The sequence below is a fragment of the Delftia sp. ZNC0008 genome (assembly GCF_000799035.1).
Lineage (GTDB): Bacteria > Pseudomonadota > Gammaproteobacteria > Burkholderiales > Burkholderiaceae_C > Comamonas > Comamonas tsuruhatensis.
This window is the reverse complement of sequence record NZ_JTKZ01000094.1, coordinates 16551-40187: the sequence shown is the minus strand read 5'-3', so window position 1 is coordinate 40187 and position 23637 is coordinate 16551. Positions and strand designations below refer to the sequence as shown.

The 23637-nt window shown below is 65.3% G+C and carries 22 protein-coding genes; 11 read left to right on the top strand and 11 right to left on the bottom strand.

What is annotated here, in order from left to right; translation table 11 throughout:
* The first annotated feature begins 2 nt into the window (after positions 1–2).
* From L995_RS03480 to L995_RS03455, 6 genes are all read left to right on the top strand, one after another.
* A complete protein-coding gene (locus L995_RS03480; RefSeq protein ID WP_016451205.1) occupies positions 3–923 on the top strand; it encodes a PilW family protein in 921 nt (306 codons plus the stop codon).
* A gap of 20 nt (positions 924–943) precedes the next feature.
* Entirely contained in the window at positions 944–1690 is a 747-nt protein-coding gene (locus L995_RS03475; RefSeq protein WP_034363848.1) for a pilus assembly PilX family protein, read from the top strand.
* Positions 1691–1768: 78 nt separating this feature from the next.
* Positions 1769–5392, top strand: a complete 3624-nt coding sequence (locus L995_RS03470) for a pilus assembly protein (protein WP_047469181.1) — start codon at positions 1769–1771, stop codon at positions 5390–5392.
* A 41-nt stretch (positions 5393–5433) separates the two neighbouring features.
* Positions 5434–5856 carry a type IV pilin protein gene (locus L995_RS03465; RefSeq protein ID WP_016447728.1) on the top strand — a complete coding sequence of 141 codons (423 nt, stop codon included), beginning with the start codon at positions 5434–5436 and terminating at the stop codon, positions 5854–5856.
* 24 nt (positions 5857–5880) lie between these two features.
* Positions 5881–6999 (top strand): bifunctional diaminohydroxyphosphoribosylaminopyrimidine deaminase/5-amino-6-(5-phosphoribosylamino)uracil reductase RibD, encoded by a 1119-nt coding sequence (gene ribD / locus L995_RS03460; protein WP_082001475.1) that lies wholly within the window; start codon positions 5881–5883, stop codon positions 6997–6999.
* An 83-nt stretch (positions 7000–7082) separates the two neighbouring features.
* Positions 7083–8885, top strand: coding sequence for a phospholipase D family protein (locus L995_RS03455; RefSeq protein ID WP_047469178.1), 1803 nt, complete (start codon positions 7083–7085; stop codon positions 8883–8885).
* Between the two features lie 13 nt (positions 8886–8898).
* Here the strand turns inward: L995_RS03455 and L995_RS03450 are convergent, their stop codons facing one another.
* Complete coding sequence (locus tag L995_RS03450) at positions 8899–9876, bottom strand: tRNA dihydrouridine synthase (RefSeq protein ID WP_016447731.1); 978 nt, start codon at positions 9874–9876, stop codon at positions 8899–8901.
* A gap of 228 nt (positions 9877–10104) precedes the next feature.
* On the opposite strand from L995_RS03450, the gene L995_RS03445 reads away from it, so the two are divergent.
* Positions 10105–10650, top strand: coding sequence for a hypothetical protein (locus L995_RS03445; protein WP_047469175.1), 546 nt, complete (start codon positions 10105–10107; stop codon positions 10648–10650).
* Positions 10651–10677: 27 nt separating this feature from the next.
* Here the strand turns inward: L995_RS03445 and L995_RS03440 are convergent, their stop codons facing one another.
* From L995_RS03440 to L995_RS03415, 6 genes are all read right to left on the bottom strand, one after another.
* Positions 10678–11889: a N5-glutamine methyltransferase family protein gene (locus L995_RS03440; RefSeq protein WP_047469171.1), complete on the bottom strand. Its 1212-nt coding sequence runs from the start codon at positions 11887–11889 to the stop codon at positions 10678–10680.
* 50 nt (positions 11890–11939) lie between these two features.
* A complete protein-coding gene (locus L995_RS03435) occupies positions 11940–12461 on the bottom strand; it encodes a GNAT family N-acetyltransferase (protein WP_026062042.1) in 522 nt (173 codons plus the stop codon).
* Between the two features lie 256 nt (positions 12462–12717).
* On the bottom strand, positions 12718–14154 hold the full coding sequence (locus L995_RS03430; RefSeq protein ID WP_016447735.1) for an aldehyde dehydrogenase family protein: 1437 nt from the start codon (positions 14152–14154) through the stop codon (positions 12718–12720).
* Between the two features lie 210 nt (positions 14155–14364).
* Positions 14365–14724 (bottom strand): hypothetical protein, encoded by a 360-nt coding sequence (locus L995_RS03425; RefSeq protein WP_016447736.1) that lies wholly within the window; start codon positions 14722–14724, stop codon positions 14365–14367.
* A 30-nt stretch (positions 14725–14754) separates the two neighbouring features.
* Entirely contained in the window at positions 14755–17367 is a 2613-nt protein-coding gene (gene clpB / locus L995_RS03420; RefSeq protein ID WP_047469168.1) for an ATP-dependent chaperone ClpB, read from the bottom strand.
* 133 nt (positions 17368–17500) lie between these two features.
* The gene (locus L995_RS03415) at positions 17501–18409 is read right to left on the bottom strand and encodes an AraC family transcriptional regulator (protein ID WP_017404082.1); all 909 of its coding nucleotides are present in this window, start codon (positions 18407–18409) and stop codon (positions 17501–17503) included.
* A 104-nt stretch (positions 18410–18513) separates the two neighbouring features.
* On the opposite strand from L995_RS03415, the gene L995_RS03410 reads away from it, so the two are divergent.
* Positions 18514–19404 (top strand): DMT family transporter, encoded by an 891-nt coding sequence (locus tag L995_RS03410; protein ID WP_231574345.1) that lies wholly within the window; start codon positions 18514–18516, stop codon positions 19402–19404.
* A gap of 12 nt (positions 19405–19416) precedes the next feature.
* Here the strand turns inward: L995_RS03410 and L995_RS03405 are convergent, their stop codons facing one another.
* On the bottom strand, positions 19417–19878 hold the full coding sequence (locus tag L995_RS03405) for a molybdenum cofactor biosynthesis protein MoaE (RefSeq protein WP_047469218.1): 462 nt from the start codon (positions 19876–19878) through the stop codon (positions 19417–19419).
* A gap of 106 nt (positions 19879–19984) precedes the next feature.
* Between L995_RS03405 and L995_RS03400 the strand changes: the two genes are divergently transcribed.
* From L995_RS03400 to dapA, 3 genes are all read left to right on the top strand, one after another.
* Positions 19985–20239: a hypothetical protein gene (locus L995_RS03400; protein ID WP_012207010.1), complete on the top strand. Its 255-nt coding sequence runs from the start codon at positions 19985–19987 to the stop codon at positions 20237–20239.
* 8 nt (positions 20240–20247) lie between these two features.
* On the top strand, positions 20248–20592 hold the full coding sequence (locus L995_RS03395; protein ID WP_013801035.1) for a hypothetical protein: 345 nt from the start codon (positions 20248–20250) through the stop codon (positions 20590–20592).
* Positions 20593–20887: 295 nt separating this feature from the next.
* Positions 20888–21823 carry a 4-hydroxy-tetrahydrodipicolinate synthase gene (gene dapA / locus L995_RS03385; protein ID WP_047469161.1) on the top strand — a complete coding sequence of 312 codons (936 nt, stop codon included), beginning with the start codon at positions 20888–20890 and terminating at the stop codon, positions 21821–21823.
* On the opposite strand, the gene L995_RS03380 is transcribed toward dapA, so the two are convergent.
* The 3 genes from L995_RS03380 to L995_RS03370 are packed head-to-tail and all read right to left on the bottom strand — an operon-like array spanning position 21769 to position 23635.
* Complete coding sequence (locus L995_RS03380) at positions 21769–22122, bottom strand: recombinase family protein (protein ID WP_016447744.1); 354 nt, start codon at positions 22120–22122, stop codon at positions 21769–21771. The two genes, dapA and L995_RS03380, sit on opposite strands and share 55 nt — an antisense overlap.
* Positions 22123–22127: 5 nt before the next feature.
* Positions 22128–22403, bottom strand: coding sequence for a molybdopterin converting factor subunit 1 (moaD, locus tag L995_RS03375; protein ID WP_013801032.1), 276 nt, complete (start codon positions 22401–22403; stop codon positions 22128–22130).
* Entirely contained in the window at positions 22400–23635 is a 1236-nt protein-coding gene (locus L995_RS03370; protein ID WP_047469157.1) for a molybdopterin molybdotransferase MoeA, read from the bottom strand. The genes moaD and L995_RS03370 overlap by 4 nt, the downstream gene beginning before the upstream one ends.
* Between the last annotated feature and the right edge of the window lie 2 nt (positions 23636–23637).

Here is a 23637-nt window from a genome sequence, read left to right as displayed (position 1 = left end):
CCATGGCCACACGAATCCAATTCTTTAAAACCCCGCGGCCCGGCGCACTAAGTGCTAAGCCCGCGCTTGCAAGCCCTCGGCGCGCCATGGCGCAACGCGGCGTCACCCTGATTGAATTGATGGTGGGCATTGCTATAGGCCTGCTGGTCGTGGCTGTGTCCATGGCGGCACTGATGGTGTCGCGCGGTGTCTCCGGCACAGTGAGCGATGCCAGCGGCCTGCAGCAGCAGGCCGCCTACGCCTTACGCGTCATCGGCCTACAGCTGCGCCAGTCCGGCTCTCTGTATCTCAACCTCAACCCGACCAGCGCGATCGCGGCCAACAGTTCCGCCGCTCCGGTGGCATTCGAGACCAAGGCGGAGTCAGTGAACAAGGGAAATACCTTCGATCCGGTCACCAATGCCATTCTGGGCACAGCCAGCCCGACCACACTCGCGGTGGGCTATCGCCGCTACAAGGAGCCTGTCTACAGCAGTGCCGACGAGCAATCGCTGGCGCGCAATTGCCTGGGAGGCCCTGCCAATGCCAGCACCGATCAGCGCGTGGAAAGTGTGTTCCAGCTCAGTGGCAGCCAACTCCAATGTCAGGGTAATGGGTCAACCCCTCAGACCCTGGCGCAGAACGTCGCCAGCTTCCAGGTTCGCTACTCGTTGCAGGACAACACGACCTTGGGCAAACCCAAGATCCAGTATGTGACTGCCACGAACGTGGACAACTGGGGCAAGGTGCAAGCGGTAGAGGTATGCCTGGAGATCTATGGCAACGAGCCCGTGGACATGCCCGCCGGAAGCACCTATGTGAACTGCAACGGTGCGGCCGTCGACATGACGACGCTGGCCGCCCCTCGGACCCGACGCATGCACCTGACGTTCCGCAGTGTCTACCAGCTCCGCAGCCAAGGGCTGGTGGGGACCGTGCTGTGACCCTTTTTGCCAACTCCTCCATGCACCTGCGCATGCAACTCTATTCAAAGGACCGCCGGCAGCGTGGCGTGGCGCTGTTCGTCGTCCTCGTGTTCGTCATGCTCTCTATGCTCCTGGCATTGTGGGCCACCCGCACCTCGCTGTTCAATGAGATGGTGGTCGGCAACGATGCCGATTACCAGCGCGCCTATGAGGCCGCCCAGGCACTGCTGCAGGATGCCGAGTTGGATATACGCGGCGAACAGTCCAACGGCGCGGAATGCAGTGGCAGCGGCGATGTCTGCCGCAAGACGACCGCAGACAAGATCCCTCTGGAGGCACAGGACGTCACTCCTTTGCTGGGCCAACTGGAAGCACAGCCCACCCGATGCCGCAATGGCCTTTGCGCCAAGCGCACGGGCAAGCAGGATTTCTGGAACAACTCGGACGAATCTCAGGGGCCCACGTTGGCACAGATGACGGCCAGTACGGTTGGTGCGCGCTATGGCCAGTACACGGGCGCAGCGAAAGGCTCCAGTTCCCAGCCCGCCAACCCCATCCTGACGGACACAGGCAGCGCCAATCGGGGAGGCTGGTACTGGATGGAGGTTCTTCCCTACCAGGACAACAAGAATTCCAGCCTCATCATGGGCGGCCCGCACAACCTGCTGCCGCTGAACCTCAAGCCCTTCGTGGTGTATCGCGTCACGGCGCTGGCCTATGGGCGCAAGCCGAACACCATGGTGGTCCTGCAGCAGACCTACGCACAGCAAAAACGCAAGAACTAGGCCAACACGCCTTGCCATCCGCCAAGGCATGCAAACCCTTCCACATTCACCATATTGACACTAAGAGGAGCAAGCGCCATGAAATGCAAGCCCCCCGTTTCGCTGCACACCTTCCGCCGGACCTTGCTTTCGCTGGCCGCGGCAGCCGCGCTGCTGCCGCAAGGCGCCATGGCGCTGGATCTTTCGCAGTCGCCGCCCGGCACTAAGGAACCTTACGTTTCACCCAACGTCATCATCTCCATTGACGATTCGGGAAGTATGAATTTCCGGCTCGACAGCGAAAGCACCAGCGGCGCGAGCAACCAGACCACACCCAACTCGGATGGTACTTGGCCCATGAGCAGCCGCCGTGTCAACGTACTCAAGTACGCACTCATCGGTAACAATGGATCCGGCGGTATCTTCCGAGACACCACGCTGCTGCCCGACAAGAAAATCCGACTGGCCTGGCAGGCCATGTGGAACAACGGTCGCTCTTCCGATGCCGGCAATGTGGACAGCGGCAGTGGCAGAAGCGCCGTCCAGATGAATACGAACTCCATGCGCCCGCTGCAAGGTTCGCATCGCACGAACTTCATCTCCTTCATCAACAACCTGAGCCCCAGCAACGGCACACCGTCGCACCTGATGTTCAGTCAGGCGGACAGTTACATGCGCCGCGCAGTCAGCAAGGACGGACCGTGGGCCAGCGATCCAGGCAATACCGGCGCGCCTTACCTTGCCTGCCGACGCAATTACCACATCATGATGACCGATGGCCGCTGGAATGGCACAGCTACCAATGTCCCCAATACGAATTGGAGAGACAATGCGACCAACCTGAAGTTCAGCGACAACATGGTGTACGGCGGCAGCACGGCGGACCAAAAGAAATCCGCCCTCTACCGTGACGAATCCAAAGGTACGACCTTGGCCGACTGGGCGTTCTACAGCTGGGCCAATCCGCTGCAGACTTCGGGGTTGACAGGGACCATGCAGCCTACCGCCGACTACCGCAAGGCCTCCTCCACCGAAACCTTCACCAATGCCAGCGGCACCTCTGCCACGCTGGATCGCTATTGGAATCCACGCTACAACCCGGCCACCTGGCCCCACATGGTGACCTACACCATCGGCTTCAGCAAGATGGCGTTCGAATGGAGCTATTCATCCATCACGCGTCCGACACAAATGGTACCGTTTGGCTACGACGGAAGTTTCCCAGGCTTGGCCAACGGCACCATCGGCTGGCCTGACCTGACCGCCAACACGGAGTCGCGCAATGCCCTGGATCTGTGGCATGCGGCACTCAATGGTCGCGGACGCTTTTATGCCGTGGAAAAAGGCGAGGATCTGGAAAAGGCCTTCCGTGAGATCTTTGGTCAGATCAACACGCAGACCGAACCCGACCTGACATCCACTGCCACCAGTGGCTCCAACGCCTCACGCAACGATGTCGGCAAATTCACCGGTGCCTATGAGCCGCAGAACGCCTGGAAGGGCTTCGTGACGGCAGAGACCGTGCAAAAGGATGGCACGACGATTTCCGCCCCCGGATGGGGCGGAAAAAATACGGCAGACAAGCTCGATGCGCTGACCAGCGTGGCTAGCCGTCTGATCCTGAGCTGGAGCGACAAATGGGACACCACCAAATACAAAGGAGGCACGTCCTTCAAATGGGCCAACGATGAGGCCAATCTGAGCACGGCGCAAAAGGCAATGCTGGGGTTCAACCCCAGCGACACCAGTGTCACCGTGGCAACGAACGGACAGAACCGGCTCAACTTCATCCGGGGTGACCGCAGCCTGGAAGGCTCCGACAACAATGGCTACACCACATCCCAACCATTCCGCGAACGCAAGAGCCGCCAGGGCGATATTATCAATTCCGTGGTGTGGTATCTCGGCAAACCTTCGAGCAGCTATGCCCTGACCGGCTATGCCGAATTCACACGCAACAATGCCGATCGCCCCCCCATGATCTATGTGGGCGGCAACGATGGCATGCTGCACGGTTTTTCGGCCGCCGACGGCAGCGAGAAAATTGCCTATGTCCCCCGCGGCGTGATTCCCAACCTCAAGCTGCTGACATCTCCCGATTACAACAGCACGCACAAATACTTCGTGGATGGCTCGCCAATGACTGGCGATGTGGACCTGGGCACTGGCATCCAGGCGACCGACGATCCTAACTATGCGATCAACTACGCGGCCAAATGGCGTACGTTGCTGGTGGGAGCCCTTGGCGCCGGAGGCAAGGGCTACTTCGTGCTGGATGTCACCAATCCAAACTCAGCCACCACCACGGATGGCGCTCTGGGCTTCACCGAAGCCAATGCCTCGCAACTGGTGAGACTCGACCGTACCCGCGGCGCTGGGGAGACGGTGCTTGACTGCGCAAGAACGGGTATAGGCGTGTCCGAGAAGGCCGCATGCCTGAAAGCCGTGGAAGAGGACAGGGATATCGGCCATATTACCGCCCGCCCCGTGCTCGACGAAAACGACCCCATGCGCACCACGCAGATCACACGCATGAACAACAACCGCTGGGCAGTGGTGATGGGCAATGGCTACAACAGTGCCAATCAACGCCCCGTGCTGCTGGTCCAGTATCTGGATGGCGCACAGGAATTGGTGCGTATCCCCGTCACCACGGAAACGGCTGGCACAGGCAAGGCGGCAGACAACGGCCTGTCGGCCCCGCGCCTGGTGGACATCGACGGCGATGGCCGACCCGACGTCATCTATGCCGGAGACAACCTGGGCAATCTCTGGAAGTTCGATGTGACCAGCATCAACGATTCCAACTGGAACGTGGCCTTCAGAGGTCAGCCCTTATTCACGGCAAAGGGGCCGACCGCACTGAACTCGTCCGCACGCACCAATGTACAGCCCATCACGGTCGCACCTACGGTGCGCACCAATGACCGCACCATGACGATAGGCACGGGAACAAATGCCAAGACGGTCCCCGTGACCGGCATGATGATCGCGTTCGGCACGGGCCGCAACGTCACCCAGGACGATCCCAACAGCGTACAGGTGCAAAGCCTTTACTCAGTTCTTGACAACACACGCTACCGCATCATCGACACCGCCAAAGGCAAGCGCCTGGAGGTGCACCCTGGCGACGGGGTCTGCGCGCCATCAGCAACCACCTGCGTGCCTTCACCGTTGGCCTTGGGCGAAGGCGTAGCCAATGCCAAGCTGGCCGAACAGAAAATCAGCGAACTCGGCAACGGCGAATACGGCACGGTGGATGCAAGGAATGCGGAAAACGAACTTAAGAAGGAAACCTGGGCCAACTACAACGGCTGGTTCATGGACATGCCCGCCATTGGGGAACGCCTGCTCAAGCCAATGGAGTTCTATGACGGAAGCAACATCCTGACGGTGTACTCGCAGGTGCCGGCCAAAGGTTCGAACGTGGATCTCAGCGTAGAAAGCTGCGAGTCCACTTCCGTGGATGAGGAGCGCCAGTACCGCACGCTGATCAACATCATGGACGGCAAGCGGCCGACCGTGCAGATCGTGGACAAGAACAAGGATGGCTTCTTCAATGTCAATGATGGCGGTGTCTCGCGCGCACAGGTCAGCAAGGGATCGCATACCGTGCTCTCCAGCAGCAAGATAAATATCGATATTGATTCGAAAAACGAGAAGGAGAAGCTCGCACCCATGCCTGAAGAATCCCTGCGCCCCAGTTGGCGCCACATCAAGTAGGCTTGCGGATGTTATCTTTCATCCCAGTTGAGCAGCCATATATGAAACGCAAGAACCAAGGCTTCACCTTAATCGAGATGATGATCGTGGTGGCGGTCGTCGGCATCCTCACGGCCATTGCCATACCCAGCTACTCCGAGTACATACGCCGCGGACACAGGGCCGATGCCCGTGCGGGGCTGCTGCAGGCCCAGCAGTGGCTGGAAAGGGCTTCTACCGCCACGGGCGTCTATCCCACTGCACTGCCGGCCGCCCTCACCTGGGCAGGCGACAACAGCAAGCGCTACACCATCGGATTCGCAGCAAACAATAGCAACGCAAGCTACACCTTGACGGCAGTGCCCCGTGGCCCGCAGACAGGCGACAAATGCGGAACCTATACGCTGAGCAACACCGGGCTGCGCGGCGCCGATGGAAAGGTCTCGTCGGACTCGGCATTCAACGCCGATTGCTGGGGCAAGTAAGACACACAGCCAAGCTGCCTTACCATGCCGGCCATGGCAGATTCCCCTCGACACATGCACCAAGCGCTTGGGCTCGCCGCCCAGGCGCTTTTTCTTTCCTCCCCCAATCCGCGCGTAGGCTGCGTACTGGTGGCACCTGATGGCCGGGTCGTTGGCCAGGGGTTCACCCAGCAGGCTGGTGGCCCACATGCCGAAGTGATGGCGCTGCGCGATGCCGCAGCACAGGGCGAGGATGTGCGCGGAGCAACCGCCTATGTGACGCTGGAGCCTTGCTCGCACCAGGGCCGTACAGGTCCCTGCTGCGATGCCCTGATCGCTGCAGGCGTTGCCAAGGTGGTAGGCGCACTCACCGACCCCAATCCCCAGGTAGCTGGCCAAGGTTTTGCGCGGCTGCGTGCTGCAGGTGTACAGGTGGAGGTGGGACCAGGTGCAGCCGAATCGCGCGAACTGAACATCGGCTTCTTCAGCCGCATGCTGCGCGGCATACCGTGGGTGCGCATGAAGGCCGCCAGTTCCCTTGACGGCGCAACCGCATTGCACAACGGTGTCAGCCAATGGATCACCTCGCCCGAGGCACGTGCCGACGGCCATGCCTGGCGCGCGAGGGCCTGCACCCTGCTGACGGGCATAGGCACGGTGCTGGAAGACGATCCGCGTCTGAACGTGCGTGAAGTGCCTACCCAGCGCCAACCGCGCATCGCGGTGGTGGATAGCCGGCTGGACACGCCGCTCACCGCCCAGGTGCTGAAGACGCCCGGCGGCTGCCTTATCTACACCAGCAGTCAGGATACTTTGCGGTCCGAAGATTTGCAGGCGGCTGGCGCGACGATCATCCACATGCCCAACGCGCACGGCAAGGTGGACTTGGCCGCCATGCTGCGTGACCTGGCCGCGCGCGGTACGAACGAGCTGCATGTGGAAGCAGGCTTCAAGCTCAATGGCTCGCTGATACGCGAAGGGCTGGTCGATGAACTGCTGCTGTACCTGGCCCCCAAGCTGCTGGGCACGGGTGGCATGGGCATTGCCAGTTTCGGGCCGCTGGACGCGCTGTCCGAGGCCCTTGCGCTAGAGTTGCACGATGTGCAGCGTATAGGGCCGGATCTGCGCGTTGTTGCTCGTGTTGAAGGGCGCGCCAGCTTCTGACGCGGACAGCAGCTTCCTGGACCAGCGGCTGGCGCAGCCGTCCGACACCCGATTGACCGATCCTTGGGCCAAATCTTCGAATCATGTCCGGCGCTCGCAACCTACAGCCTCTTCCATCCGTCAGCCTCTTCCGAGGCCTGCGGACCACGCTTGTCCTGCTGGTGTCCGCCGTGGTCTGCGGCTGCGCCAGCAGCTTGCCCTCTCAGGTCGATCGCCCCGTCACTGCCGCCTTGGAAGCTCCGCAAAGCACGCCATTGGGCTCTTTGGTGCAGCAATTGCGGCCAGCCAGCGTCAGGCCTCAAACCTCTGCCTTCACCCTCCTGTCCGGCGCCCAGGCCGCCTACGGCGCACGGCTGGCCCTGGTCGAGGGCGCGCAGCAGACGCTGGACCTGCAGTACTACGCCATCCATGCCGACGAGAGCACGCAGCGCCTGCTGCGCGGCGTGGTGGAGGCGGCGCGGCGTGGCGTGCGGGTGCGAGTGTTGCTGGACGACTTCCACAGCACGGGTGCGAATGCGCAGGTCATGCGGCTGGCCTTTGTGCCGGGCATAGAGATGCGCATGTTCAACCCGCTGGCGGGCGCACGCAGTTCCGTGCTGGGGCGGGCCTATACGCTGTTGACGGATTTCCAGCGGGCGCAGCAGCGCATGCACAACAAGCTCTTCATTGCCGACAACGCCATGGGCGTGATCGGGGGGCGCAATCTGGGCGATGCGTATTTCGACGCGGACAGCGCCAGCAATTTCGTGGACCTCGACGTGCTGGCTTCGGGGCCGGTGGTCGGCGATCTGTCACGCAGCTTCGACAGCTATTGGAACAACCCGCGCGCCTATCCGGTTCAGTCGCTCATCAGTCTCAAGGAGCTCAAGCAGCTGCGCGAGCGCTTTGCCGATGATGGCGATCAGGCGCAGGACGAGGACCCTACGCCAGCCGTTGCCGCCAAAGAGGCAAAGACGGCTGAGCAGGCCGCCGAACACAGCCGCATCATCTGGGACCAGCAGCCCATGGATTTGCGCAAGGCGCCATGGACCTGGGCCTCGGCCGCCGTGCTGGTGGACCAGCCGGCCAAGATCCCGCTGGACAGGGATGACAGCCCGAGCACCAGTGCGGACGCGTCTGCGCCAGCCACACCCGCCCCGAACAGCCCGCAGGCCAAGCCTGCTGGCACGCTGCCCATGGGCCAGCCAACTCCGGCCTTGCGCCAGGCGGCGCGCCCGGTACTGGAGGCCGATTCGGTAGTGGACGGCCTGCTGGCCCTGGTCCGCAAGACGCGACGCGATCTACTGGTGGTCTCGCCCTATTTCGTGCCCGGTCCGGACATGATGGAGGCGTTTCGCGGCGCGCGGCAACGCGGGGTGCGCGTGCGCATCCTGACCAATTCGCTGGCCTCCAATGACGCGCCCCTGGCCCATGCCGGCTATGCACGCCACCGCAAGGCGTTGCTGGAGATGGGCGTTGAACTCTATGAGATGCGCAGCACAGCGGCCAGTGTCCGCTCTGCGTTTGGCTCGGGCAGCAGTGGCGGTGGCGGTCCTTCAGGCGCCACGGGTGCCTCGCGCGCCATGCTGCATTCCAAGCTGCTGGTGGTGGATGGTCACTTGGTGGCAGTCGGCTCGATGAATCTGGACCTGCGCTCGCAACTGCAGAACACCGAGATCGCCCTGCTCATCGCCAGCCGCGAGTTCGGCAGGCTGGCCACGCAAAGTATTGACGAGGGCCTGCAGGACGGCAGCTGGCGCGTGGAGATCGACAAGGATGGAGGACTGGTCTGGCGGGCCTCGGAAGACAGCGACCGCGCCGACGAGCACAGCGAGCCCGATGCCAGCTGGGGCCTGCGCCTGATGCTCAAGCTCCTGGGCCCGCTGGCTCCGGACCACCTGCTGTAGGCGGACGACAGCGCTACAACCCCGCCCACTCCTGGCGCCGAGCCAGCGCCTGGACCCAGAGGGTGATCTCGCGCTGATCGGTCTGGGTGCGCACCTCCTGATAGGCCTGCTCGGCCTCGGGAAAGCGGCGGCGCAGCAGGTTCAGCCATTGCTTGAGACGGCCTGCGCGCTGGCGCGGCTCCAAGTCCTCGCAGACCATGTCCCAGAAGCGCTGAACCTGGGGCACGAGGTCGCTCCAGCACACCTCGGCGGCCGGGGTCTGCTCACCTTCAACGGCGGCGCGAATGGCCAGCGCCAGGCCCGGGTCGGCAACGATTCCCCGCCCCAGCATCAGGTCGCTGCAACCCGATTGCTCGCGGCAGCGCAGCGCCTCCTGCACCGTCCATATCTCGCCGTTGGCCACCACGGGCACGGTCACGGATTCGCGGATGCGCGGGATCATCTCCCAGTAGGCGGGCGGGCGGTAGCCATCGAGCTTGGTGCGGGCATGAACGACGATTTCGCAGGCACCGCCGGCCTGCATGGCCTGGGCGCATTCGGTCATCAGGGCGGTGTCATTGAAACCCAGCCGCATCTTGGCCGACACGGGCATGGCCGCTGGCACGGCGGCACGCACGGCGCCCACCACGCGCGCAATCTGTTCCGGGTCCTGCAGCAGCGCAGCGCCGCCGCCGTGGCGGTTGACCACCTTAGCCGGGCAGCCGAAGTTCAGGTCGATGCCCTCCGGCCCCAGGCGCGCCAGATTGGCCGCGTTGGCCGCCATGCTGTCCGGGTCCGATCCCAGCAACTGGGCCCGCACGGGCACCCCCGCCAGCGTCCGGCTGCCATTGTTCAATTCCGGCATGGTGCGCAGGAATACCTTGTCGGGCAGCAGCGTCCCCGTGACGCGGATGAACTCAGAGACGCAGCGGTCCGCACCGCCCACGCGCGTGAGCACATCGCGCAGCACGAAATCAAGCAAGCCCTCCATGGGCGCCAGCAACAGTCTCATCAGCTGTGTTCCGGGACCTGCAGCCCCGTCTTCCTGTTACAGATCAAACAATATTCCTGCAGCCCGTATTGGCCGCCTGCCCCTTCGAATCGCCCCTCATCAAGGCGGCGGCAGGCGATTGTGCCCTTGCCGCAGCAAGTTGCACCGGACCAGTTGTCATGGCTTTTTCACGCCACGGTCATTCATGTAACGTGCAATCGGGGCTTGTCGGACTCCCCTGCCCCAACCATGCTGCTGCAAAAAACCGCCAAGGCCCTTGAAGAGCTGCAGCCCGGCCGGCGCAGCCTGCCGCTGCGCGAGCGCTCGGTGCTGCTGATGGCCGATGGCCGCACCGAGGAGCAGCTGCAGCAGGTGCTGGGTGCCCAGGCCAGGGAGCTGGTACAGCAGCTGATAGACAGCGGCCATCTTCAGCGCCTGGCCGGCAATGCCATCGAAACATCGCCCCAGCCGCAGGGCCCCGCGATGGCGCCTGCCGCTGCCAGGCAACCCGCTTCACCAGGCCCTGCCGCCACGCTGAATCTGGCCGGCACACGCATGTATCTGTTCGACCTGTGCGAGCGCATGTTCGCCAACCGCCATGAGGACAAGGCCCAGGTGCTGCGCCATCTGCTGCGCGAAGCGCGCGACCTGGCGGCTCTGCAGGCCGCCGCCTTGCAGCTGCTGCAGACCGTGCAGGAGCATGCCGGCAACGAGCGCGCGGATGCGCTGCGCGAGCGGCTGCAGCATCTGCTGCCCCAGCAGGCAAACGAGTCAATGGCAGCGCAAGGCGCCTGACCGGGATGAAAGCGTGGGTGCCGGCGATCAGCGAGGCGCCAGGCGCCACAGCGAGGTGACTTCGGCAGCGCGTGCGGCGTGCAGCGGATCGGCAGCGTCCACAGCCTTCCCATGGCGTGGGCGGATGTCCTCTCGGCCCAGGACCTGCAGGCCAGCGGCCTCGATCCACTCCAGCAATTGCTCGCGCGAGCGCAGTTGCAGATGCTCGGCCAGATCCGACAGGATCAGCCAGCCTTCGCCGCCCGGCAGCAGATGCGCTGCAAGGCCTTGCACAAAGCCGCGCAGCATGCGGCTGCCTTCGTCGTAGACGGCCTGCTCCAGCAGGGAGCTGGCCTTGCCCGGCAACCACGGTGGATTGCAGACCACCAGGGCGGCCCGGCCTTCGGGGAACAGGTCTGCCTTGCGCAGGCTCACGCGCTGCGCCAATCCCAGTCGCTGCAGGTTGTCCTGCGCACAGGCCAGGGCCCGGTCGCTCAGGTCGGTGGCCACCACCTGCCGCACGCCACGGTGCAGCAAGAGAGCGGAAAGCACACCCGTGCCCGTGCCGATATCCCAGACTGCGGCATCGGCCTGCTGGGCTGCGGCCGGCAGGGGCGCCTGCGCCACCAGATCCAGGTACTCGCCGCGCACCGGGGAGAACACGCCGTAGTGCGGATGAATGCTGAACTCCGGCATGCCCGGCACAGCCAGGGCCACGCCCTTCTTGCGCCACTCATGCGCGCCCAGCGCGCCCAGCAGTTCACGCAAGGGAACGATGACGCTGCGCGCACCCTGATCGGCGGGAATGTCGCCCCAGGCCTCGCGGCAGGCCTCGCTCCAGTCCGGTGCGCGGCGCAGGGCGCAATGCCAGCTGGCATCGAGCTCGATCATCACGCTGGACAGAATGCGTGCCCGCTGCGCCAGCGCCTGGCGGTGCAGGTGGAAGGCATGGGGAAAGACAGGCTTGGCGTCTTCCTTGCCGGCCCGCCGATGGCGAGCCTTGGCGGACGTCTCACGTGCAGGCTTGTCCAGGCGGCGGCCCAGCGCCGACAGCAATTGCCTGGCATTCTGGAAATCGCCGCGCCACAGCATCGCCTGGCCTTCGCAGGCCAGGCGGTAGGCGCTGTCGGCAGACAGGCTGTCGTCGGCGATGACGATGCGGCGCGGTGCGGTCATGGTGCTGTCCGCGCGCCACAGCGCTGCCTGCGTGGCCTCGTTCTCCTGCCATTGCAGCAGGGACCAGTTCTGGGAAGAGGACAAGGCCTGCTGCTCCGTGAGTGATTTAGGGGGAAGGCGGGTCGGAGACCCGATCAGTTCAGTGCGCGCTTGAGCCGCACTTCCTCGATCTTGAGACCACCCACCTGGGCCGTCTTGGCGGTGGACATTTCGCGCTTGAAGCCGGCGAGCTCGTGAAAGCGCAGCGCGCGTTCATTGCGCAGCGGCACCCACGACGTGACATTGGTGCAGCCTTCTTCAAGCAGGCCGTCGCGTGCGGCGTCCCACAGGGCCACGCCCACACCCTGATTCCAGTGGGTAGGTGCAGCATAGATGGCCCAGATTTCACCGGTGGTCTGGCGCGACTTCTCATCGCGCGAGCGGTCGAAGCCGACGAAGCCGACGATCTTGTCGCCATCGATGGCGACCTGAACCTGGGGCTCGCAAAATTCAATGGCTTCGCGCCAATAGGCCTGGCGTTTTTCTACCGACGACATGCTCTTGAGCTGGTCATCGGGAACCAGACCTCGGTAAGCCTCCATGGCGGAAGCAGTATGGATCTGGGCAATCGCTTTTGCATCGCGGAGAGTGGCTGGACGAACCTGGATACTAGACATGGAAAAACCGAAACGAAAACAGGTGAAAATAGAAGGGCGTGATTTTCACCGGAATCGCGCTTTTTGCGTGCATCGAGCCCCTTAGCCATGCACGCAAGTACGGCTGTGCTCGTTTTCTTGCCCTCGGCTATCGGATGTGCTATGTGCTCTTCAAAAAAGAGCAGCTAGTGCATGCAACACAAGGCTCGCCAAGGAATCAGTTGACAATTCCTCACGATGCAGGCATGCCCGGCAGCACGCCCGATCGAGCCCTTGCTCACAGCCAGCGGCGCATCAGTTCCATGATGCGATCGAACTTCGCACCATAGGGCGGATACAGCATGGCGGCCCCTGACCAGCGCGACTGCACGAACACCGCCTTCTGATGGCTCAGCCGCGCAAAGCCCTGCTCCGAATGATAGGCACCCCAACCGCTGTCGCCCACGCCACCGAAGGGCAGGTTCTCGTGCGCGAAGTGCAGCAGGGTGTCATTGACCGTCACCCCGCCGCTGATGGTGCGTGACAGCACCGCATCACGCACCTTCTCGTCGCGGCCGAACCAGTACAGCGCCAGCGGCCTGGGCCCGGCATTGATGGCCGAGACCACGTCGTCCAGCCTGTCGTAGCTGATCACGGGCAGGATGGGGCCGAAGATCTCCTCCTGCATGAGCTGCATCTGGCTGGTGGCATTGAAGACCAGGGCCGGTGCCATCTGGCGCTCCACGGCATCACCCCAGGCCATGTCCGCCCCCTCCTGGCTGGCGCCGCCGTCCTCCATCCATTCGACATGGGCGCCCATGCCCTGGGCCTGGCGCAGCATCTGCCGCAGGCGGGCCAGGTGGCGCTTGGTGAGGATGGCGGCATAGTCCGGGTTGCCGGCAAAGCGCGGGAACAGCCGCTGCGCGGCGGCGCGAAAGGCCTCGGCGAATTCGGCCTCCTGTCCACGCGGCAGCAGCACGTAGTCGGGGGCAATGCAGGTCTGGCCTGCGTTGACGAGCTTGCCATGTGCGATCTTGAGCGCTGCCTCCTTCAGGTCGCAGTCGGTGGAGACGATGCAGGGCGACTTGCCGCCCAGCTCCAGCGTGGTCGGCGTCAGGTGCGCTGCGGCCGCCTGGGCCACGCGCCGGCCCACGGCCGTCGATCCGGTGAACAGCAGATGGTCGAAGTGCAGGCCCGAGAACTGCGTGGCCACGCTCACATCGCCCTCGATCACGGCGAACTCCTCGGGCGCAAAGAACTGCCCCACCAGCGCGGCCAGTTGCGCCGACGTGTGCGGCGTGAGTTCGCTGGGCTTGAGCATGACGCGGTTGCCCGCGGCCAGGGCCGTGATGGCAGGCCCCAGCGCCAGTTGCACCGGATAGTTCCACGGGGAGATCACCCCCACCACGCCCAGCGGCTGGCGCTCTATCCACCCACGGCCCGGCATGAGCATCAGCGGCGTGCGCACCCGCTGGCGCCCCGACCAGCGCGCCAGATGGCGCAGCGTGTGCTTGAGCAGGTTGCGCAGCACGAACAGCTCCACCATCTCGGTCAACCGTGGCGAGCGCATGCCGAAGTCGGCCTGCACTGCGGCAGCCAGCACGGGGCCGTGCTCGTCCAGCAGCTTTTGCATGCGCAGCAGCCTCTCGCGGCGCACCAGCAGCGGCACGTCCACCTGCGCCCGGCTGGCCTGGTACTGAAGTTCGAAGACGCGATGAAGATCCATCTGGGTCATAGGGCTCAATGGTAAGAAGACGCGGCAGACGCTCTCATGCTGCACAGGCCGCCTGCGGGTTGGCTGGATACGGCGGCAAGCAGCCAGAACGGCTCGGAGAAAAAAAAGGGAGCCTTGCACGGGCTCCCGAGGGTTACAGACTATACGGGCCGATATGCGCGGCCTGGGCGCGAAGATGCGCAGGCCGCGTAAAGGCTGCAGCAAGACGCTTCAGGGCTCGCGCACTTCACGGGGCTGAACGTCGGTCACCTCGCCCGCTCCCGGCAGCACGCCTGCGCCTGCACCTGCGCGACGGCCACCGCCTTCAGCCGCGCCGTAGGCGCGCTGCGGGCGCTGGGCCATCCACTCGGAGCCGGAGCGGTAGACGGTCTGCCAGCCAGCCCGCGGGCTCATGCGCATGGCCCAGGGCATGACCGGCTGGCCGGTGAGCCTGGCCCACAGCGCCCGCACGGCCCAGACCAGGGCCAGCAGCGCCGCTGCGGTGAGCAGGCTGACAAAGAAGACCAGGCCCACAAGCATCAGCAGGATGCGAACGGCCCAGCGGGTCAGGGTGGCGACGAAATCGTTCAAAGCAAAGCCTTTCTTGGCTGGCCCGGTGCGTCAGGCGGAGTCTGCCGCATCGAACCGGAATACGCCCGGTTCCTGTACCGGGTCCACATGCACCGCAATCGTGCTCTTGGGCGGGAAGCGCCCTTCAAGCAGCAGTTTCGACAACGGATTTTCGATCCGCTGCTGTATCGCGCGCTTGAGCGGCCGGGCCCCGAAAACGGGATCGAAGCCCACCTTGGCCAGTTCGGCCAGTGCCTGGTCGGACACCTGCAGCGCAAGGTCCATTTTCTCCAAACGCCGCTCCAGCAGCTTGAGCTGAATCCTTGCGATCGACTCGATATTCTTCGCGTCGAGCGCGTGGAACACCACGGTCTCGTCGATGCGGTTGAGGAATTCGGGTCGGAAATGGTTCTTGAGTTCCCCCCAGACCGCGTCTTTCACATCATCGTAATCCTCGCCGACCATGGCCTGGATCAGCAAAGAGCCTATGTTGCTCGTCATCACGATGACCGTATTCTTGAAGTCCACGGTGCGGCCCTGGCCGTCGGTCAGCCGGCCGTCGTCCAGTACCTGCAGCAGCACGTTGAAGACGTCGGGATGGGCCTTCTCCACCTCGTCGAGCAGCAGCACGCTGTAGGGCTTGCGGCGAACGGCCTCGGTCAGGTAGCCGCCTTCCTCGTAGCCCACGTAGCCGGGCGGCGCGCCGATCAGGCGTGCCACGGAATGCTTTTCCATGAACTCGCTCATGTCGATGCGCACCAGATGGTCTTCGCTGTCGAACAGGAAGCCGGCCAGCGCCTTGCACAGTTCCGTCTTGCCCACGCCCGTGGGGCCCAGGAACAGGAAGGAACCGGTGGGCCGGTTGGGATCGGACAGGCCCGAGCGCGAACGGCGTATGGCGTTGGCCACGGCCGAGATGGCCTCGTCCTGGCCGACGACGCGGTCATGCAGCCGGTCTTCCATGCGCAGCAGCTTGTCCTTCTCGCCCTGCATCATCTTGGCCACGGGAATGCCCGTGGCACGGCTGACCACCTCGGCAATCTCCTCGGCGCCCACATGGGTGCGCAGCAATCTGTGGGCGGGCGCACCGCCCTGCCCCTGCTCGCTGGCCTGGGCTTCGTTGAGCTGCTTTTCCAGCGAGGGCAGCTTGCCGTACTGCAGCTCGGCCACCTTGTTGAAGTCGCCCTTGCGCTTGAGCTCGTCGATCTGGATACGGATCTGGTCGATCTCCTTGCGGATCTGCTCGGAGCCCTGGGCGCTGGCCTTCTCGCTCTTCCACACGTCTTCGAGGTCGGCGTACTCGCGCTCCAGGCTGCCGAGTTCTTCCTCGATCAGTTGCAGGCGCTTTTGCGAGGCCTCGTCCTTTTCCTTCTTCATGGCCTCGCGCTCGATCTTGAGCTGGATCATGCGGCGCTCGAGCTTGTCCATGACCTCGGGCTTGGAGTCGATCTCGATCTTGATCTTGGCCGCCGCCTCGTCGATCAGGTCGATGGCCTTGTCGGGCAGGAAGCGGTCGGTGATGTAGCGGTGGCTCAGCTCGGCCGCAGCCACGATGGCCGGGTCGGTGATGTCCACGCCGTGGTGGGCCTCGTAGCGCACCTGCAGTCCGCGCAGGATGGCGATGGTGTCCTCCACGGAAGGCTCTTCGACCAGCACCTTCTGGAAGCGCCGCTCCAGCGCCGCATCCTTTTCGATGTACTTGCGGTATTCATCGAGAGTGGTCGCACCGATGCAGTGCAGCTCGCCGCGCGCCAGCGCGGGCTTGAGCATGTTGCCCGCATCCATGGCGCCATCGGCCTTGCCGGCGCCGACCATGGTGTGGATCTCGTCGATGAACAGGATGATGCGCCCCTCTTCCTGGGCCACTTCCTTGAGCACGGACTTCAGTCGCTCCTCGAAGTCGCCGCGGTACTTGGCGCCGGCCAGCAGGCCCGCCATGTCCAGCGACAGCACGCGCTTGTTCTTGAGGCTTTCGGGCACCTCGCCGGCCACGATGCGCTGGGCCAGGCCCTCGACAATGGCGGTCTTGCCCACGCCGGGCTCGCCGATGAGCACGGGGTTGTTCTTGCTGCGGCGCTGCAGCACCTGGATGGAGCGGCGGATTTCGTCGTCGCGGCCGATCACCGGATCGAGCTTGCCGATGCGCGCGCGCTCGGTCAGGTCCATGGTGTATTTCTTGAGGGCCTCGCGCTGGCCTTCGCCTTCGGCGCTGTCCATGGTCTGGCCGCCGCGCACGGCGTTGATGGCCGACTCCAGGCTGGAGCGCGTCACGCCGCTTTCCTTGAGCAGTTGGCCCGCACGCGTGGAGGCGCCGCTGCTGTCGGTCAGCGCCAGCAGGAACAGCTCGCTGGCAATGAACTGGTCGCCGCGCTTGAGGGCTTCCTTCTCGGTCACCTGCAGCAGGCGGCCCAGCTCGGAGCCGACCTGCACCTGATCCTGATGCTGCACGCGCGGCAGGTCTGCCAGAGCCTTCTCGGCCGCGGCCTGCAGCTGGCCCACGTTGGCGCCGGCGCGCTGCAAGAGCGAGCGCGGACCGTCGTCCTGGCGCAGCAGCGCCACGAGCAGGTGCAGGGGTTCGATGTTGGATTGGTCACCGCCCAGGGCCAGCGTTTGCGCGTCGGCCAGGGCTTCCTGGAACTTGGTTGTCAGTTTGTCGATTCGCATGGTGTTTCTTTTCGCTCCTGAAACAGGGTCATTGCGATTTATCTGATACCGGCAGGGCAAATTTCAAGCCATGCCCGGCCCGCAAGGACAGACGCTTGCGCCAGATCAAGGCCGGCGAGGCCGGCCATCCTTCTCAAGCATTGCGCTGAAAGATCGAGAACTGCGTAGGCGTAACGCCCAAATGCGCCCGGAAGCTGCGCACCAGGTGGCTGGCGCTGGAAAAGCCGCAATCCAGCGCCAGCTCGGCCAGCGGCGGCACGTTGCGCGCAGACAGGGCGCGCCGTGCCCGTGCCAGGCGCTGCTGCAGCACCCATTCGTGCACCGTGCAGCCCATGCTCTGGCGGAACATGCGTGCGAAATGGAATTCCGAAAGGCAGGCCTGTCTCGCCAGTGCCGGCAGCGACACGGCCTTGGAGTCATGCAGATGCGCCTCGATATGGGCAAGCACCCTGCGCCGCACGGCCGCAGAGAGCCCGCCCAGCGGCCGCTGCAGCGCCTGCACCTGGCGCGGCGTGGCGGACTGCAGCACCAGCCGGTCCACCAGCTGCTGGCCAATGGCATCGGCCGCCAGTTGCTGCTGCGGGTCCTGCCAGTCCAGTTGCATCAGCGCACGGGCACCGGCGTGGAAGGCCTGATCGTCCCCGTAGATCTGCGCACGCAAGGTGCGCGAGCGGGGCTCGGCATCCAGCATGCGGACCACGCGCCCCGCCCAGGCCAGGTCGGACACATACAGGTGCAGGAACTGCACGGGCGATCGCACCAGCCAGTGCGATTCGTCCTCTGGCGTGAAGATGCAGATGCGCCCCGGCGCCCCCATGGCCTCGGGCCGCGCCTTGAGTTGCGAGCCCTCGCCGCCGGCCAGGTAGACCGACAGCGTGTGGTGACCGGGCTGGCAGTAGCGCACCTCGTCGTCCACATTGGCCCAGACGGCCAGCTCCACCCCCTCGCTCAGGCGCACGCGCCGCTGCAGCCGGGCCTTGGAGCGTGACAGCACCTGGCACAGGTGGCTGGAGGGCAGCTCGGGCAGCGGCGTGGGCGTCATGGCAGCGATTGTGGTCCCGCAGCCATACCGACGCATGGCGCCAGGCCATCAAACCGCAGGAATCTGCCATGCCCGCCCAGCCTGCGGCGCCATCATCACCGGCCATGACTGCCACCCTCTATGCCCTGGTCGTGCTGATCTGGGGTTCGACCTGGATCGCCCTGAAGCTGCAGCTGGGCGCCGTGCCCGTGGAGCTGTCCATTGCCTACCGCTTTGCGCTGGCCGCCGTGCTGATGTTCGCCTGGCTGGCCTGGTCGCGCCAGCTGCGCGTGCCCCGCGGCCCGGCGCTGCCGCGCGTGCTGGCCCAGGGCCTGTGCCTGTTCAGCTTCAACTTCGTGTGCTTCATGCATGCCAGCGAGACGCTGGCCAGCGGCCTGGCCGCCGTGGTGTTCTCCAGCGCCAATCTCTGGAACGCGCTGCTGGCGCGCATCATCCACGGCCGCAGGCTGGCGCCCCATGTGCTGGCCGGCAGCCTCTTCGGCCTTGCAGGCCTGGTGGCGCTGTTCTGGCCCGAGCTGCGAGAAGGCCGGCATGCCAGCCTGCCCGGCCTGGGCTGGGCCGTGCTGGGCACGCTGTGCTTTTCCTGCGGGAACATGCTGTCGGCCTCGCTGCAGTCCATGGGCTGGCGGCCCGCACAGACCAATGCCTGGGGCATGCTGGCCGGCACGCTGCTGCTGACAGGCTATGCGCTGGTGGCAGGCCTGCCCTGGCGCTTCGATGCCAGCTGGACCTATGTGGGCGCCTGGCTGTACCTGGCCATTCCGGGCTCGGTGATCGCGTTCACGGCCTACCTGACCCTGGTCGGGCGCCTGGGCCCCGAGAAGGCGGCGTATGCGACGGTGCTGTTCCCCATCGTTGCGCTCAGTATCTCGGCCCTTTTCGAAGGCTATGTGTGGACGCCGCTGGCCGTGGGTGGCCTGCTGCTGGTGATGCTCGGCAACCTGCTGGTGTTCCGCCCGCCGCAATGGTTGCGGGGCGCCGCGCTCAAGGCCTGAAGGCCCGCCGCCTCACTGGCGCCAGCGCGCCAGCGCCTCTTCGTCGCTGACGCGCGCATCCACCCAGCGCGCGCCCTCGGGCGTTTGCTCCTTCTTCCAGAAAGGCGCCAGCGACTTGAGGTAGTCCATGATGTATTCGCAGGCCTGGAAAGCCATGCCCCGGTGCGATGCGGTGACGGCCACGAGCACGATCTGGTCCATGGGCTGCAGCGGGCCGATGCGGTGGATGACGCGCGCGCCATGGATGCCGAAGCGCTGCACGGCCTCGTCGATGATGGCCTCGATGGATTTCTCGGTCATGCCCGGGTAGTGCTCCAGCTCCATGCTGGCCACGGCGGCGCCCTCGTTGCGGTCACGCACCGTGCCGATGAAGCTGCAGACCGCGCCCACGCGCGCGTCGCCGCCGCGCAGGGCGGCGAGTTCGGCCGATACGTCGAAATCCTCGGTCTGGATGGATACACGGGCTGCTTGCATGCCCGCATTGTCGCAGGGCGGCGGCGCACCAGGGCGCACCAGGGACTGGCGAACGCGGTAGCATTGCCCTCCCCCGCCGCCGGCCTTTTGCTGCAGCGGGCCATGCATGGCCACACTCACGATCACCACCCCCGAATACACGCTCTACCCGTCGCCGCGCAACGAGCAGCGCGTGGTCTACGAGCATCAGCTGTTCGTGTCCCATCCCTACACCATCATCCATCTGCCCGACTACAACTTTCGCGGCAAGGCCACGCTGTTCGCAGCCCACCGCCTGGCCGACGGCAAGATGGGCCAGCTCGTGAGCTGCGAGCTGGCCGAGGACCTTGCACGCTTCGAGCGCTTGTTCGAACCCGATTGAGGCGCGCCATGGACGAGACCAGCCAGATACAGCCGCCGCCGAGCTTTGCCGCCCTGTATGCCGACCGGCACGGCCGGCTCAAGGCATCGATTGCAGACGTGGTCGGACGTTATGAACTGTGCGAGGACCTGGCCAGCCACCTGGTCGAGCAGGCGCAGACGCTCTATCACTCCGGCAACTCCTCGGAGCAAGGCGTGCTGCTGGGCATGCACGCGGGCCTGGCGGCCGAGGGCTCCATCGTCAGCCCTGGCGAGGCGCGCTGGATCGTGCAGCGCCTGGCCGAGCTGCTGGAGTGGCAGGCACCGCTGCTGCCCGATGCATCACCCCCTCCCGGCGCCGAAGGCGCGGCCTGAAGGTCACCCACCACCCCTCACCCAGGCGCTCAGGCGCGCTACACTGCGCGCCATGCCTTCAATCTTTGCCTTCCCCACATGCCACGGTGATGCCGTGCGCCTGTGCCTGGGCAAAGCCTGCAAACCCCAGCTCGTCTGACCGGAGCTGAGGTTCCGTCCAGATGAGCGACGGAACCGGCCCGGCAGCCTCCATCTCCCCTTCCCGCATCCCTTCAGGCGCCTGCCTTTCCGCCCTCGGTCTGGCCGGTGGCTGCGTACGGTCGTTCATTGTTTGAATCACCCGAAGGGATCTTCCATGTCTTTGCCTTCCACCACCTCGCCGCAAGCCCGATTCAAGGGGCTGTGGCTTCCGCTGGTCACGCCCTTTCTTCCTGGAGATGAGACGGCAGTGGACCACGAGGCTCTGCGCGCCCTGGTGCAGCACTACAACGCCACCGGCATCGCCGGCTACGTGGCCTGCGGCTCGACCGCCGAGGCCGCCGCGCTGAGCGAAGCGGAGCACGATGCCGCCCTGTCCACCATCCTCTCAGCGGCCCAGGGCATGCCCGTGGTCATGGGAGTTTCTGACTGCCACCTGGGGCATGCGCTGGCCCGTGTCCAGACACTGAACGCCCTGCCGCTGGCCGGCATTCTGGTGCCCGCGCCACATTACATACGCCCGTCGCAGGCGGGGCTGCTGCAGTGGTTCACGACGATTGCCGAGCGCAGCGCCCATCCGGTCATCATCTACGACATTCCCTACCGCACCGGCGTGGTGCTGGAGCTGGCCACGCTGCGTGCGCTGGCCGCCCATGAGCGCATCGTGGCCATCAAGGATTGCGGGGGCGATGCCGCCAAGACCCAGGCACTGATCGCCGATGGGCAGCTGCAGGTGCTGGCTGGCGAAGACGCGCAGATCTTTTCCACGCTGGCCCTGGGCGGTGCGGGAGCGATTGCTGCCAGCGCGCACGCGCATACACGGCACTTCGTCGAGTTGATGCAATGCCTGGAGCGTGGCGACCTGCCCGCTGCCCGTGCGCTGTGGCAGCCGCTGCAGCCGCACATCGCCGCCTGCTTTGCCGAGCCCAATCCCGCACCCATCAAGGCCTTGCTGGCGCAGCAGGGCCGAATGCGGGCAACGCTGCGGGCGCCCATGCAGGCTGCATCGGCCGCGCTGGCGCAGCGGCTGGCCGGGATTCAGCTGCCGCTGCTGCCGTCTGCAGACGGTGTTGCAGAGCGCAGGTCGGCATAGCGGTTCAGGATGCGTTGCACCTGACCGTGCGTCCACTCGCCACCCCGGGCCGCGGCAATGCCGCGCGCATTGAGTTCGGCGGCCATGGCGCGGTGCGTCAGGCCGCGCGCCTGCAGTTCGGCGAACAGCGCCTCATGCTGCTGGGCGAAGGCATCGGCCGTGGATTTGCGCTTTTCCACGGTGGCGCGCAGGTTGTCTGCGCCTGCGCGGCCCAGTTGCACGCCGCGCGCCTTGGCTTCGGACAGGGCCTTGCGCGTGCGCGCGCTGATGGCCTGGTCCACGGGCTTGTCGGTGGTCATTTGGGTCAACCTCCGGTCACGGGAGGGAAGAAAGCCACCTCGTCCCCCTGGCGAATGGCGGCACCGGCATCGCACAGGACCTGGTTCAGCGCCATGCGCACGGCCTTGCCAGGGGCCAGCGCTTCGGCGGCTGCACCGCCACGCGCAATCAGTTCCTCACGCAGCGCGCCCACGGTGGCGGCCTCGGTGGACAGGGTTTCGCTGCCCGTGCCCAGGGCTTCGCGGATGGAGGCGAAATAGCGCACGGTGATGGTGATGGCGATGGGGACGGCCTGGCTCATGACAGCAGCTCCGAAAAGGCGATGAAGCGCACCCGGTCGCCCGGCGCAATGGCCTGGCCTGGCGGGTTGTCTACCACGCCATCTCCCCAGGCTGCCGAGGTCAGCACGCCCGAACTCTGGTTGCGGAACAGCTCCAGGCCACCGCTGTCGTTGTAGCGCACGCGCAGGAATTCGCGGCGCTTGTCCCCGCGCGGCCAATGGAAGTCGGCGCGCACCTCGACCGAGCGCGGCAGCGCCTGCTGCACGCCCTGCAGGCGCAGCACGAAGGGGCGCACCAGCAAAAGGAAGGTGACGAAGCTGGAGACCGGGTTGCCGGGCAGGCCGATGAAGTGGGCAAAGCCTTCGCCCTCGCGGTTTACGCGGCCATAGGCGAAGGGCTTGCCGGGCTTGACGGCGATCTGCCAGAGGTCGAGCTGGCCCAGCGCCTGCACGGCGGGCTTGACATGGTCCTCTTCGCCGACAGACACCCCGCCGCTGGTCAGGATCAGGTCATGCGCGCGGGCCGCCTCGCGCAAAGCATCCACAGTGGCCTCGCGCCGGTCGGGGACGATGCCGAAGTCGGTGACCTCGCAGCCCATGCGCTGCAGCAGGGCGCGAAGGAAGAATCGGTTGCTGTTGTAGATGCTGCCGGGCGGCATCTGCTCGGGCGCCACGGTGCCCGGCATGACCAGTTCGTCACCTGTGGAGAACAGGGCCACGCGCGGCTTGCGTGCCACGCGCAAAGAGGCCAGGCCGATGCTGGCGGCCAGGCCCAGCTCGGCCGGCGACAGGCGCGTACCGGCCGCGATGACGGTGGCGCCGCGCCGGATGTCTTCGCCCGAGCGGCGTATCCATTGCCCGGCCTCGGGCCGCGCCTTGATGCGCACGCGACCGTCTTCCAGGACTTCGCAGTCTTCCTGCATGACGATGGCATCGGCACCTTCGGGCACCGGAGCCCCCGTGAAGATGCGCGCCACCGTACCCACGGCCAGCGGCTGGCCCACGGCGCCTGCGGGGATGCGCTGCGAGACGGGCAGCTCGGCATTGCCCTGCGTGCATTCGGCGCTGCGCACGGCGTAGCCGTCCATGGCGCTGTTGTCCTGGGGCGGCACCTGCAGCGGCGAGACGGCGTCGGCCCGCAGCACGCGGCCATCGGCGTCAAAGCAGTCCACGGTGTCATCGCCAGCCAGCGGCAGTGCCTGGGCCAGCAGTTCGGCCAGCGCTTCATCGAGGGGCTTGAGCGGGGCTCGCATGG